Here is a 12,468-nt window from a genome sequence, read left to right on the forward strand (position 1 = left end):
CCCGATTTCCGCACCCTGCGGCGTATAGCTTGTGCGCGATGTAATCGCGTACTGTACGGGTTATGAAGGCAGGCCAGCTCGCCCCGAACTTCGAGCTTCCGGATCAGTCGGGCACCGTGCGTTCGCTCGAGTCGCTACTCGCGGACGGTCCCGTGGTGCTCTTCTTCTACCCCGCGGCCAATACCCCCGTATGCACCGCCGAGGCGTGCCATTTCCGGGATCTGGCAACGGAATTCAAGTCGCTCGGCGCATCGTGCGTCGGGATCAGCGCCGATTCGGTGGATGTCCAGTCCGGATTCGCGGCCAAGCAGGGGCTCGGTTACCCGGTGCTGTCGGATCCCGGCGCGAAGGTCGCGGCCGAGTTCGGCGTGAAGCGCGGGCTGCTGGGCGCGCTGGTGCCGGTGAAGCGCACAACCTTCGTCATCGACCCGGACCGGACGGTCGCCAAGGTCATCTCGAGCGAACTGCGCGCCAATGTGCACGCGGACGACGCCCTCGAGTTCCTCCGCAGTCGCTCCTGAGGCTCCGCCCACCCCGATTCTGGAGTGCCGCCCAGCCCGCTCCCGAGCCCTTTTTGTCCGGTACGCCGGAGTGGCGCTGACCGTCGCGCCGGACTCGCGGGCATACGCTGAGGCTATGACTACGCCTGGTGCGGACCTGCCGGAGCAGAAACGCTCCTCCTTCGTCACGTGGCGCAATCGCATCATCGCGCTCGTGGTGGCGGCGGTGGTGCTGTGGGTGACGTATCTGATCCTGGCCGCGTTCATTCCACGCTGGTGGGCGCAGCGGCTCGCCGAATGGGTACACGGCAGTTTCGCCAAAGGCATCTGGTACGGCCTCGTCATGGGTGCGGTGTGCACGCTACTGCCATTGCTGCTGTTGTTGATCGCGGGCCTGCGCTGGCGGAAACGGGGCGGTCCGTTCATTGCCGGCGCCGCAGCGGTTCTCGCGGTCGTCGCCGCCATCCCCAATCTGATGACCTTGACCATCGTGCTCGGCGACTCCAATGCCGCGCACGCCGGCGAGCGCATCCTCGATGTCGACGCGCCGGGATTCCGCGGCGCGGCCCTCGTCGGCGCGATCATCGCCGCGGTGCTGTTCCTCTTGGTGGCATTTCTCTTGGTGCGCAGGCGATTCCGCCGCCATCGTGCCGAAAAGCAGCGTGCCGTACCGGAAAAGCCGAGCGTTCCCGTGGAAACTCCGCCAAATCCTCCAGAACCCGGCGCGAACTGAATTCCAGTCCGACACGCGTGATCGATGTCACGTCATTCAGTAACCTCGTGCGTACTGAGCGAAATCGTGGCAAACTTTGACGTGCGGGTGACTTGTTGTCGCTGCTCCCCCAGTTTCCGGACCGGTCGGCACAACACGTCACTTGGCTGCTACGAGAGGGCGCGCACGGTGACCAAGTGGTTGAATCCCATGGAACAGCGAGCTTGGCGTACCCTTGTCGCGCTCACCACCAGACTGCCCGCGGCACTGGACACCCAGCTCCAACGTGAGTCCGGGATTACCCATTTCGAATACTTCGTGATGACCCTGCTCTCCGAAGAACCAGGCCACCGATTGCAACTTAGCGAGCTTGCCCAAAAGGCAAACGCATCGCTATCGCGCCTTTCACATGTCGTATCCAAACTCGAACGCCTGGGCTGGGCCCAGCGCGTCACCGTCACCGGACGCCGCGGCGCCCAAGCCGTCCTCACCGACGCCGGCTTCCGCAAGGTCACCGAGGCCGCGCCCGGCTATCTGGAGACGGTGCGCGGCTTGGTCTTCGACGGACTCGACAAGGAACAGACCCGGCAACTGCTGGAACTGGGCGAGACCCTGGTGACGCAGCTGGAGAAGGGCATGGCGCGCGGCCTCGGCCGCTCCGGGCGGCCGATGAGCCACATCGACGCGGACCTCCACGAGAACCGCTAGGCCTCCCTACCGAAAGCCTTCCTTATCGAAAGCCGTTGGGACTCAGTCTTCGTCGGCCAGCAGGACGTCGCCCTGCGCCAGCAGCACATCGGTGTCGAAGCAGGTGTGGGTGCCCGTGTGGCAGGCCGCGCCTTCCTGATCGACGATGAGCAGCACCGTGTCACCGTCGCAGTCGAGCCGTACCTCGTGCACGTACTGGGTGTGGCCCGAAGTCTCGCCCTTCACCCAGTACTGCTGCCGCGAACGCGAGTAGTACGTGCCCTTGCGGGTTTCCAGCGTCCGCGCGAGCGCCTCGTCGTCCATCCACGCCATCATGAGCACATCGCCGGTGTCCTTCTCCTGCGCGATGGCGGCGAAGAGACCGTCCGCATTGCGCTTGAGACGGGTGGCGATAGCGGGATCGAGACTCACCGGACCACGATACCTTCCGCGCGCATGGCGTCCTTGACCTGGCCGATCGTCAAATCACCGAAGTGGAAGACGCTCGCCGCCAGCACCGCGTCCGCGCCCGCCGCGACGGCCGGGGCGAAGTCCGCGACCTTGCCCGCACCGCCGGAGGCGATGACCGGAACCGAGACCGCCGACCGCACGTGCCGGATCATGGGCAGATCGAAACCGGCCTTGGTGCCGTCGGCATCCATCGAGTTGAGCAGGATCTCGCCGACGCCGAGTTCGGCGCCGCGCATGGCCCATTCGACGGCATCGATGCCGGTGCCGCGCTTACCGCCGTGCGTGGTGACCTCCCAGCCGGAGGGGGTCGGCCGCTGATCCGCCGGGACCGTGCGGGCGTCCACCGACAGCACGATGCACTGCGAGCCGAACCGCTCCGACATCTCGCGCAGCACCTCGGGGCGGGCGATGGCGGCGGTGTTCACCGACACCTTGTCCGCGCCCGCGCGCAGCAGGCGGTCCACGTCCTCGACGGTGCGGACACCGCCACCGACGGTGAGCGGGATGAAGATCTGCTCGGCGGTGCGGGTCACCACGTCGATCATGGTGCCGCGGTCGCCGGTGGAGGCGGTCACATCCAGGAAGGTGAGTTCGTCGGCGCCCTGGGCGTCGTAGGCGGCGGCCAGTTCCACAGGATCGCCCGCGTCCCTGAGGTTTTCGAAGTTCACGCCCTTGACCACCCGGCCCGCGTCCACATCCAGGCACGGGATGACGCGTACTGCCAGCGTCATTGCACTACCCCTGTCTTCATTGCTCCACCTCTCCCCGGACGCGATCGGCGGTCTCGCTGATCAGGTCCAGTAACTCCTCGTGCACTCCGGGCGCGGCGGCCAGCACCGAACCCGATTCGATGGTCCACTCCCGGCCCAGCAGGTCGGTGACCACCCCGCCGGCCGCGCGGACCAGCGCCACACCCGCGGCGTTGTCCCACGGATGATGTCCGAACACCACGGCGCCGCCCAGAATTCCGGAGGCCGTGTACGCCAGGTCGATACCGGTGGACCCGTGCATGCGAACCCGGCCGGACAGCCGGCTCAGCGCGCCCAGCAGATTGAACCGGAAGATGCCCGGAACCCGGCCCGCGCCATCGATATTGAAGGAACCGAAACCGATCATGGCGGCGGAAAGCTTGACCGGCTCCAGCGGTGGCAGCGGCTGCCCGTTCAAGTAGACCGGTCCACCGGCGGCCGCGGCATAACGCTGGCCCAGGCCGGGCAGCCAGGTCAGGCCGAGCACCGGCACGCCCTCTTGCACCAGCGCCAGCAGCATGCCCGAAAGCGGATGTCCCGCAGAGTAATTGAAGGTTCCGTCGATCGGGTCGAGCACCCAGGAGGTGCCCGTCAGCAGCTGCGGGCCGCCGAATTCCTCACCGTGCACCGGGATTCCGGTGCGCTCGCTCAACTGCCGCGAGATGGTGCGCTCCAGTTCCAGGTCGACCTCGGTGGCGAAGTCGTTGCGGCCCTTCTGAACCGCACTGGGCGCACCCACACCCTCCACGAAGCGGGAGGAGGCGCCGTCGAGCACATCGCGGGCGATACCGAGCAGCTCGGCGAGGTCGGTCATCCGGCTAGCTGACCGCTGCGAGCGCGTCGGGCAAGGTGAACCGGCCCGCGTACAGGGCCTTTCCGATGATCGCGCCCTCCACGCCCTCGTCCACCAGCGTCGCGATGGCGCGCAGGTCGTCGAGGGTGGAGACGCCGCCGGAGGCGATGACCGGCGCGCTGGCCGCGTTCGCGACATGCGCGAGCAGGTCCAGGTTCGGGCCGGTGAGGGTGCCGTCCTTGCTCACGTCGGTGACCACGTAGCGGGAGCAGCCCTGCTGTTCCAGGCGTTCCAGGGTCTCCCACAGATCGCCGCCGTCGCTGACCCAGCCGCGGCCGCGCAGTCGCCATTCGCCGTCGATGAGTTTCACGTCCAGGCCGACCGCGATCTGGTCGCCGTACTCGCCGATGGCGCGGGCGCACCATTCCGGGTTCTCGATGGCGGCGGTGCCGATATTGACGCGTGTGCAGCCGGTGGCCAGGGCCGCCTTCAGCGAGTCGTCGTCGCGGATACCGCCGGACAGTTCGACCTTCACGTCGAGCCGAGCGATCACCTGCGCCAGCAGTTCCCGATTGCTGCCCTTGCCGAATGCCGCGTCCAGATCCACCAGATGCACCCATTCGGCGCCACCGTGCTGCCACGCCAGGGCGGCGTCGAGCGGCGAACCGTAACCGGTTTCGCTGCCCGCCTCCCCCTGAACCAGGCGCACGGCCTCACCATTGGCGACATCGACGGCAGGTAGCAGCACAAGACTCACGGGAGCATCCTATTGGTAGCCGTACGATGGCTCGGCGGCGGCCTGGGGAAATGCCGGTTAATACCGGCACGCGACAACCGATTTACAGCGGAGAGGTATTCGCCGACGGGGAGAGAGCAGGAACCATGTTCCGACCGACCATCATCGCCAGCGCCGGACTGGCCGCCATCGCATTGATCTCGGGTTGCGACGGCGGAACCACCGATCAGTCCGCACCGACCACCCTGCCGACCCAACTGTCCTCGACGGTCCTGACCCAGGTCACCGCCACCCTGACGGCACCACAGACCGGCGTTCCCGGCACGACGACCGTCCCCGCCCGACTCACCGCCACCGGCCAGGACTGCTACCCCTCAGCCACCGTGATCCACGACGCCGCCGCCACCCTCGCCCCCATCCGGACCAGCTACGGCGACACCTGGAAGTGGGCACTCCCCGGCGCGGGCACGACCCCCGACGCCAATGACATCTGCGCACCGCTGTCCGCGGCCCTGGTCACCATCCAAGGCGCCACCGCCAGCTCCCCCATGCAGGCCCTCCTCTTCCACAACGGCACCTACGTGGGCCCCGCCACGCCGAAATGGAACGCCTTCATCTCGGTGGACAAATCCCGCACCACCGCCGACACCGTGGGACTGCGCTACAAGATTCCGGGGAAGTGCGACGCCTGCTCCGAGGGCGCCACCTACTACTGCGTCCAATTCCACTGGGACGGACAGCAAGTCATCACCATCGGCAAACCCCCGGAGCTCAACGCCGACGGCACCGCCCCCGGCACCCAGCCCTGCTCGGCGGAGCAGTAACGAACGATCCACGCCTGTGGCACCTGTCACCCCACCCCGCTAGATTCTCTCGTGACCGGCACTCCGGTCCGATATCCGAATCATGGGGGAACCATGCGCACTCGCTCGACACCCGTTGCGGCCCTGGCATTTTCCGTGCCGTTCATCATCGCGGGCGCGGCCCTCACCGTACCCGCGGGTGCGACGCCACCGGAGGACGCGCGGCTGGCGTCCTGCAATTTCGCCCGCTCCTTCGCCACCTCCGACTACCGCACCGCGGACGCCGATCTGGCCGCCACCCTCGCCCTGACCACGGGCGACCTCCACGACACGCTCCAGCGCGATTCGAACACACTGCGCACGGTATGGACCAAGGTGCAACTCCACGCTGTAGCCACCAACGTGACCTGCACACTCCAATCCGGCGACGATACTCACACCGAGGCCACCACCGACTTCGACCAGATCCTGACCTACGGCGAAACCGGCAACCAACCCCGCACCACCCACATGCGAATGGCACTGGGCCTCGACAATGTCGGCGGCACTTGGCTGGTCAGCCGCGCGGACACCGCGAACTGAGCGACTGCACACCGAGGCGACGACCTCAGCTCTTGGTGTGCTGCTCCAGGATTCGGGTGAGGAGGAGGACGAAGTTGGCGCGTTCGGCCGTGGAGAAGCCGGGGAGGAATTCGCGCTGGGCGGCTTCCAGCCGGTCGTCGAGGTCACGGAGGTGGGCGGAGCCGGTCGGGGTGAGGGTGATGATGTTGCGGCGGCGGTCGGCGGGATCGGGGTTGCGGCGGACCAGGTTTCGGTCGGCGAGCTCGTTGAGGGCGGCTACCACGTCGCTGCGGTCGATGCCGGTGCGGCGGCCGAGGTCGGCTTGGCTGGCGGGGCCGATTTCATCGAGGGTGACCAGTAGGGCGTAGTGGTAGCGGCGGGAGCCGGTTTCCTCGAGGGCCTTGTCGGTGGCGCGGTTGGCGATGAGGGCGACCTGGTTCACCAGGCGGGTGGGCAGGGCGCGGAGCCTGCCGGACGCGCCCTCGTGCGCAATCTCCATGCCGGCACCTTAGCAATACCGTTGGCGTAACCTACAATTCGATCGGCGTCCTGTTCCGGTCTCACCGAGGGCGGTATGCCGTGCCGCGATGCCTGACAGTCGCAATCTCGACGACAATACGATCCTCATGGATCGCGTAGATCACCCGATACTCGCCGCGCCGAGCCGAATAGAGGCCGGCAAGACCGCCGATCAAGGGCTTTCCTACCCGCTGCGGGTCCTCAGCGAGCGGACCCGAGCAGAACTCCAGCACCGCCCAGGCAATGCGCTCCGGGACGCGCGCCGTCACCACTCAGGCGGGTGCCAGGGTTGATCATTATGGTTGATCTCGCCTGGGTGACCGGGCGGGATACCGAACAGCTCCTGGAGGACACCATCGTGACGAAACCTGCCATCGCGATGACATTGGCGATTTCGGCGATCGGTGCCGCGGGCATCGCGTTCGCCGGGCCGGCGGCCGCGGACTCCGGCGAAGTGCGCAGTGCCATCTGCGATTTCGCGCGGAATATGGGGAATTACACCTATCGGGATGCCGACGGGTATTGGCAGCGGGTGGTGGATCGGAGTACAGGCGACTTCCAGAGCTGGTTCAAGCAGTTGTGGAAGGACTCACTGCGGGACAACATCATTTCCACGCATGCGCGCGGGGAGATCGGGACGCCGGACTGCACCGTCACCTCGGTGGATCACGGGCATGCCGAGGGGAGTTACGACTCCTACGAGACCATCACCTCCGACAGCGGCACGCAGACCAAGCATGTCGTGATGTCGGTCGGCCTCGACTACGAGCACGGGAATTGGCTGGTCAGCCGGGGCACCCCGGTGAGCGGCAACAGCTGACCGCTCGCACCGGGGTACGCGGCGAATTACAGAGCGGCGACCCAGTTCCGGAGCAGGTGGGCGCCGGCGTCGCCGGACTTCTCCGGGTGGAATTGGGTGGCTGACAGCGGGCCGTTCTCGACTGCCGCCAGGAAGGGGCCGCCGTGGTCGGACCAGGTCAGCTTGGCCGGATTCAGGTGGCTGCCGGTGTTGTCGTCCCACTCCCATTTGCGGGCCGCGTAGGAGTGGACGAAGTAGAAGCGGGTGTCGGCGTCCATGCCGGCGAAGAGGATCGAGTCCTCGGGCGCCTGCACGGTGTTCCAGCCCATGTGCGGGAGAACCGGAGCGTCGAGACGTTCCACCACGCCCGGCCATTCGGCGCAGCCCTCGGTTTCGATGCCGAATTCGACACCGCGCTCGAACAGGATCTGCATGCCTACGCAGATGCCGAGAACGGGGCGGGAACCGGCCAGGCGTTTGCCGATGATGCGTTCACCGCGGACGGCGCGCAGACCCGCCATGCAGGCCGCGTAGGCGCCGACACCCGGGACCACGAGACCGTCCGCGTTCAACGCGATTTCGGCGTCGGCGGTGACCGTCACCTCGGCGCCGGTGCGCGCCAGGGCGCGGGCGGCGGAGTGCAGGTTGCCGGAACCGTAGTCCAGCAGCGCGAGTTTCTTGGTCACAGTGTCCCCTTGGTGGAAGGGATGCCGGTGACGCGCGGGTCGTATTCGACGGCGGCACGCAAAGCCCTTGCCACCGCCTTGAATTCGGCCTCGGTGATGTGGTGCTGGTCGCGGCCGTACAGCACGCGGACATGCAGGGCGATGCGGGCGTTCAGCGCGATCGACTCGAAGACATGGCGATTCAGGACCGTCGAGTAGGAGGCCCCGGGGCCCGCGCTCGGAATCACGGTGGACAGCAGGCGTTCCGGCTCACCGTCGTGCACGCAGTACGGGCGGCCGGAGACATCCACCACCGCGTGCGCGAGGGTCTCGTCCATGGGGATGTAGCAGTCGCCGAAGCGGCGGATGCCCTTCTTGTCGCCGAGCGCCTGCGCCAGCGCCTGGCCGATCACGATGGCGGTGTCCTCGACCGTGTGGTGCGCCTCGATCTCGATGTCGCCCTTGGCCTGCACGGTCAGGTCGAAGCTGCCGTGCTGGCCGAAGGCGGTCAGCATGTGGTCGTAGAACGGGACACCGGTGGAGATGTCGGTCTTCCCGGACCCGTCGAGGTTCAACTCCACCACGATGCTGGATTCGCGGGTGGTGCGTTCGACGCGGGCGATACGGTCCGTGCTCACGGGCAGGCTCGCTTCCGTGCTCATGGGGCGACCAGCTCGGTCGCGACCAGTGTGGCGCTCACGCGCAGGAATTCGTCGTTCTCGGCGGCCAGGCCGATGGTGGTGCGCAGATAGCCGGGGATGCCGACATCGCGGATGAGCACACCCTCGTCGAGGTAACGCTGCCAGGCGCGGGGCGCGTCGGTGAAGCGGCCGAAGAGCACGAAGTTGGCGTCCGAGGGGATGACGTCGTACCCCTGCTCGCGCAATGCGGCCATCACGCGGTCCCGCTGCGCCGCCAGTTCCGCGACACTGCCGAGGGTTTCGTCGGCATGCCGCAGCGCCGCACGCGCGGCCGCCTGCGTCACCACGGACAGGTGGTAGGGCAGGCGCACCAGCAGCATGGCGTCGATGACCGCGGGCGCGGCCACCAGGTAGCCGAGCCGTCCGCCCGCGAAGGCGAACGCCTTGCTCATGGTGCGGCTCACCACCAGTTTGGCGGGATACCGGTCGATGAGCTCGATGGCGCTGGGGGCGCTGGAGAATTCGCCGTACGCCTCGTCGACCACCACGATGCCGGTGGCGGCCTCCAGGATCCGTACCAGGTCGTCCTGCGGAATGCTGTGCCCCGTCGGGTTATTGGGGCTGGTCACGAACACCACATCGGGGCGGCGCTCACCGAGCACCATGACCGCGTAGTCGATGTCGAGGGAAAAGTCGCCATTGCGCTTGGCCTCCACCCACTCGGTGTCGATGCCCTCGGAGATGATCGGGTGCATCGAGTACGAGGGCACGAAACCCAGTGCGCTGCGGCCCGGTCCGCCGAACGCCTGCAGCAGTTGCTGCAGGATCTCGTTGGAGCCGTTGGCCGCCCACACGTTCGCGGTATCCACGGGGACACCGGTCTGCCGGGTCAGGTACGCGGCCAGATCACCGCGCAGCCCGACCGCATCGCGGTCCGGGTAGCGGTGCAGGTCCGCGGCCGCGGCGCGCACGGACTCGGCGACATCGTCGACGAGTGCCTTGCTCGGCGGGTGCGGGTTCTCGTTGGTGTTGAGCTGTACCGGCACCGTCAATTGCGGTGCGCCGTAAGGACTCTTGCCGCGCAGGTTCTCCCGCAGCGGCAGATCGTCCAGTGAAATGCTGGATCCGGGCACTGTCACAGCGCCTTCTTCGAGGCCCGCCTCGATACTCACCGCAGCTCCCCGAAACGCGCCTGCACGGCCTGACCGTGCGCGGGCAGATCCTCCGCATTCGCCAGCGCCACCACATGTCCGGCGACATCCTTCAGCGCGGCCTCGGAGTACTCGACCACGTGGATCCCGCGCAGGAAGGTCTGCACGCTCAAACCCGAAGAGTGCCGGGCACATCCGGCGGTGGGCAGCACGTGGTTGGAGCCCGCGCAGTAGTCGCCCAGCGACACCGGCGCCCAGGCGCCCACGAAAATCGCTCCGGCACTGCGCACCCGAGCCGCGACGGCGGCGGCATCGGCCGTCTGGATCTCCAGGTGCTCGGCCGCGTAGGCGTTGACCACGCGCAGCCCCTGGGTGATGTCGTCGACGAGCACGGTGCCGGACTGCTTGCCCGACAGGGCTTCCGTGACCCGATCGTGGTGCTTGACGACCGCCATCTGCGCGGTCAGCGCCGCGTCCACGGCATCGGCCAGCTCCACGCTGTCGGTGACGAGCACGCTGGCCGCCAGCACATCGTGCTCGGCCTGCGAGATCAGATCCGCCGCAACGTGTACCGGATCGGCGGTGGCGTCGGCCAGGATCGCGATCTCGGTCGGCCCGGCCTCGGCGTCGATGCCGACCAGTCCGCGGCACAGCCGCTTGGCGGCGGTCACGTAGATATTGCCCGGACCGGTGATCAGGTCGACCGGCTCCAGCTGCGCGCCATCGGTGTCGACACCGCCGTAGGACAGCAGCGCCACGGCCTGCGCGCCGCCGACCGCCCACACCTCGGTGACGCCGAGCAGCTTGGCCGCGGCCAGGATGGTCGGGTGCGGCAGGCCCGCGAACTGCGCCTGCGGCGGCGAGGCCACCACCAGCGACTCCACGCCCGCGGCCTGCGCCGGCACCACGTTCATGACCACCGACGACGGGTAGACGGCATTACCGCCCGGCACATACAGGCCGACCCGCTCGACCGGCACCCAGCGTTCGGTGACGGTGCCGCCGGGCACCACCCGGGTGGTCTTGTCGGTGCGGCGCTGATCGTTGTGCACCTTGCGGGTGCGTTCGATCGCGACCTCGAGGGCGGCGCGCACGGCCGGATCCAGTTCGGCGAGCGCCTTGTCCAGTTCGGCGGCGGGCACGCGCACACTCGCGGGCCGCACGCCGTCGAACTTCTCGCTGAATTCCAGCGCGGCCTCGACGCCCCGATCGCGGATGGCCTCCACGACCGGCCGCACATGATGCAGCACCGAGTCCACGTCGACGCCCCCACGCGGCAGAGCCGCGCGCAGTTCGGCAGCAGTGGGAGTACGTCCGCGGAGATCCACGCGGGCGAGCTCGATGCGGCTGGTCATAGCGCTGTGCAGTCCTTTGTCTGTGCTGAATCGAAAAGGTCCGGCAGGCAGCCGAAACTGCTTGCGACCAGCTATCAGCCTACTTGCCCGCCGATCGCGCCCGGTCGATGGCCGCGCGCAGGCCGTCGGGGGTGAGGTTCTCGACCACCTGATCACCCACCTTGACCACCGGAACATGGGTCAGACCGGCATCGATCGCATGCTGCGCGTGCGACTTGACGAAGCCGCCGTACCGGTCGTCGCGAATGCAGGACGCCACGTCGGGACCGCTCACGCCGGCCTGTCCGGCCAGCTCGATGAGCTTGTCGGCGCCGAGTCCGGCGCCGCCCTCGGCGGGCTGGGCGGCGAACAGCTTCTGGTCGAAGTCGAGCCAGGCGTTCTTGTTCGCCACGGCGACGCAGGTGCCGGCATTGGCCGCGCGGGAGGAGTAGTTGTCTTTGGACGCACGGTCGAGGACGGCGACGGTGTCGTATTCGACGGCGACCGCGCCGGCCTTGACCATGTCGTTCAGCGTGGGCTCGGTGGTGGCGGTGAACTGCCTGCACACCGGGCACTGGAAGTCGGTGATGACGGTGACGGTGATGGGTGCGTCGCCGAAGCGCAACCGGCCGTCGGCGGTGAAGACCGCGGGTGGGGCTACCGCGGCGGCGGCCTGGTCCTTATCTTTCTGCCGGTGCACGACCATCGTGGTGATCACCGCGATGAGCGCGACGAGCACCACGACCCCGGCCGCGCGGGCGGGCGTGATCAGGCGTCGCTGGTTCGCGGCACTCGCGACTTTCCGGCCACTTCGATTCATCATCACGGTTTGCCATGATATTGCTAGTCAACTGATCAGGATCTGGTGACACCAAGGGCGTCAATATCTCCTGTCGTTAAAAGCCCGTAATAAGAATCCGCTGCGGACAAGCTGTATCAGGTACTTCAGCAGGGAAAACCCAGGTCATGTAACCCGGCCCACATTGACCCCTCCACCCGCAGCTTCGGACCCTTAGCCCATGAACTCCATCGGCAAACTCGTGGCATTCGCTGCGATGGCGGTGCTGGCCCTCACGGGCATTGCGTTCGGCAAGCCGGTAACTCCCATGGCCTCGGCCGACCCGGCTCCCGACGGGTGCGTCATCGATACGACGGTGCCCAACCAGGCCACCCTCACCTGCCCGCCCGGCGCGGGACACGGACAACACGCCTTCATCAGCTGCCGCGATATCGGCGGACTACTGCACACCCGCATCGGGCCCACCCTGGGCGCCGACGGCGGCGTCTCCCAGGCCAACTGCGCATACGGCGAGACCGGCCCGGCCTGAGCGTTCCACGGGAGCTCTG

18 protein-coding genes are annotated in these 12,468 nt (G+C 67.5%); 7 read left to right on the forward strand and 11 right to left on the reverse strand.

Annotated elements, in window-relative coordinates:
• Positions 1-62 precede the first annotated feature (62 nt).
• The 3 genes from ACIP5Y_RS40845 to ACIP5Y_RS40855 all read left to right on the forward strand — a co-directional run bounded on the left by ACIP5Y_RS40845 (position 63) and on the right by ACIP5Y_RS40855 (position 1,920).
• Complete coding sequence (locus ACIP5Y_RS40845; RefSeq protein WP_400358412.1) at positions 63-521, forward strand: peroxiredoxin; 459 nt, start codon at positions 63-65, stop codon at positions 519-521.
• Positions 522-636: 115 nt separating this feature from the next.
• Positions 637-1,233 carry a permease gene (locus tag ACIP5Y_RS40850; protein WP_400358414.1) on the forward strand — a complete coding sequence of 199 codons (597 nt, stop codon included), beginning with the start codon at positions 637-639 and terminating at the stop codon, positions 1,231-1,233.
• Positions 1,234-1,422: 189 nt separating this feature from the next.
• Positions 1,423-1,920 carry a MarR family winged helix-turn-helix transcriptional regulator gene (locus ACIP5Y_RS40855; protein WP_400358416.1) on the forward strand — a complete coding sequence of 166 codons (498 nt, stop codon included), beginning with the start codon at positions 1,423-1,425 and terminating at the stop codon, positions 1,918-1,920.
• A 42-nt stretch (positions 1,921-1,962) separates the two neighbouring features.
• Here the strand turns inward: ACIP5Y_RS40855 and hisI are convergent, their stop codons facing one another.
• The 4 genes from hisI to priA are packed head-to-tail and all read right to left on the reverse strand — an operon-like array spanning position 1,963 to position 4,669.
• Complete coding sequence (gene hisI, locus ACIP5Y_RS40860) at positions 1,963-2,331, reverse strand: phosphoribosyl-AMP cyclohydrolase (RefSeq protein ID WP_400358418.1); 369 nt, start codon at positions 2,329-2,331, stop codon at positions 1,963-1,965.
• Entirely contained in the window at positions 2,328-3,101 is a 774-nt protein-coding gene (gene hisF / locus ACIP5Y_RS40865) for an imidazole glycerol phosphate synthase subunit HisF (RefSeq protein ID WP_400358419.1), read from the reverse strand. The genes hisI and hisF overlap by 4 nt, the downstream gene beginning before the upstream one ends.
• Positions 3,102-3,117: 16 nt before the next feature.
• On the reverse strand, positions 3,118-3,933 hold the full coding sequence (locus ACIP5Y_RS40870) for an inositol monophosphatase family protein (protein WP_400358421.1): 816 nt from the start codon (positions 3,931-3,933) through the stop codon (positions 3,118-3,120).
• Positions 3,934-3,937: 4 nt separating this feature from the next.
• Entirely contained in the window at positions 3,938-4,669 is a 732-nt protein-coding gene (gene priA, locus ACIP5Y_RS40875) for a bifunctional 1-(5-phosphoribosyl)-5-((5-phosphoribosylamino)methylideneamino)imidazole-4-carboxamide isomerase/phosphoribosylanthranilate isomerase PriA (protein ID WP_400358422.1), read from the reverse strand.
• Positions 4,670-4,794: 125 nt separating this feature from the next.
• On the opposite strand from priA, the gene ACIP5Y_RS40880 reads away from it, so the two are divergent.
• Positions 4,795-5,472, forward strand: coding sequence for an LppP/LprE family lipoprotein (locus tag ACIP5Y_RS40880; RefSeq protein WP_400358424.1), 678 nt, complete (start codon positions 4,795-4,797; stop codon positions 5,470-5,472).
• A 93-nt stretch (positions 5,473-5,565) separates the two neighbouring features.
• Positions 5,566-6,033 (forward strand): hypothetical protein, encoded by a 468-nt coding sequence (locus ACIP5Y_RS40885; protein WP_400358426.1) that lies wholly within the window; start codon positions 5,566-5,568, stop codon positions 6,031-6,033.
• A gap of 25 nt (positions 6,034-6,058) precedes the next feature.
• On the opposite strand, the gene ACIP5Y_RS40890 is transcribed toward ACIP5Y_RS40885, so the two are convergent.
• Both ACIP5Y_RS40890 and ACIP5Y_RS40895 read right to left on the reverse strand, forming a co-directional pair.
• On the reverse strand, positions 6,059-6,511 hold the full coding sequence (locus ACIP5Y_RS40890) for a MarR family winged helix-turn-helix transcriptional regulator (protein WP_400358428.1): 453 nt from the start codon (positions 6,509-6,511) through the stop codon (positions 6,059-6,061).
• Positions 6,512-6,572: 61 nt separating this feature from the next.
• Complete coding sequence (locus ACIP5Y_RS40895) at positions 6,573-6,803, reverse strand: type II toxin-antitoxin system RelE/ParE family toxin (RefSeq protein ID WP_400358429.1); 231 nt, start codon at positions 6,801-6,803, stop codon at positions 6,573-6,575.
• Between the two features lie 26 nt (positions 6,804-6,829).
• Between ACIP5Y_RS40895 and ACIP5Y_RS40900 the strand changes: the two genes are divergently transcribed.
• Positions 6,830-7,351 carry a hypothetical protein gene (locus tag ACIP5Y_RS40900; RefSeq protein WP_400358431.1) on the forward strand — a complete coding sequence of 174 codons (522 nt, stop codon included), beginning with the start codon at positions 6,830-6,832 and terminating at the stop codon, positions 7,349-7,351.
• A 26-nt stretch (positions 7,352-7,377) separates the two neighbouring features.
• Here ACIP5Y_RS40900 and hisH read toward each other — a convergent pair whose 3' ends face one another.
• From hisH to ACIP5Y_RS40925, 5 genes are all read right to left on the reverse strand, one after another.
• Positions 7,378-8,016 (reverse strand): imidazole glycerol phosphate synthase subunit HisH, encoded by a 639-nt coding sequence (hisH, locus tag ACIP5Y_RS40905; protein ID WP_400358433.1) that lies wholly within the window; start codon positions 8,014-8,016, stop codon positions 7,378-7,380.
• On the reverse strand, positions 8,013-8,657 hold the full coding sequence (gene hisB, locus ACIP5Y_RS40910; RefSeq protein ID WP_400358435.1) for an imidazoleglycerol-phosphate dehydratase HisB: 645 nt from the start codon (positions 8,655-8,657) through the stop codon (positions 8,013-8,015). Before hisB ends, hisH begins: the two co-directional genes overlap by 4 nt.
• On the reverse strand, positions 8,654-9,808 hold the full coding sequence (locus ACIP5Y_RS40915; protein WP_400358437.1) for a histidinol-phosphate transaminase: 1,155 nt from the start codon (positions 9,806-9,808) through the stop codon (positions 8,654-8,656). The genes hisB and ACIP5Y_RS40915 overlap by 4 nt, the downstream gene beginning before the upstream one ends.
• Entirely contained in the window at positions 9,805-11,142 is a 1,338-nt protein-coding gene (gene hisD, locus ACIP5Y_RS40920; protein ID WP_400358439.1) for a histidinol dehydrogenase, read from the reverse strand. Before hisD ends, ACIP5Y_RS40915 begins: the two co-directional genes overlap by 4 nt.
• A gap of 79 nt (positions 11,143-11,221) precedes the next feature.
• On the reverse strand, positions 11,222-11,944 hold the full coding sequence (locus tag ACIP5Y_RS40925) for a DsbA family protein (protein ID WP_400358977.1): 723 nt from the start codon (positions 11,942-11,944) through the stop codon (positions 11,222-11,224).
• Positions 11,945-12,140: 196 nt separating this feature from the next.
• Between ACIP5Y_RS40925 and ACIP5Y_RS40930 the strand changes: the two genes are divergently transcribed.
• On the forward strand, positions 12,141-12,449 hold the full coding sequence (locus tag ACIP5Y_RS40930) for a hypothetical protein (RefSeq protein ID WP_400358441.1): 309 nt from the start codon (positions 12,141-12,143) through the stop codon (positions 12,447-12,449).
• The last annotated feature ends 19 nt before the right edge of the window (positions 12,450-12,468 follow it).

The sequence above is a fragment of the Nocardia sp. NPDC088792 genome (assembly GCF_044750615.1).
In the GTDB taxonomy this organism is placed as follows: domain Bacteria; phylum Actinomycetota; class Actinomycetes; order Mycobacteriales; family Mycobacteriaceae; genus Nocardia.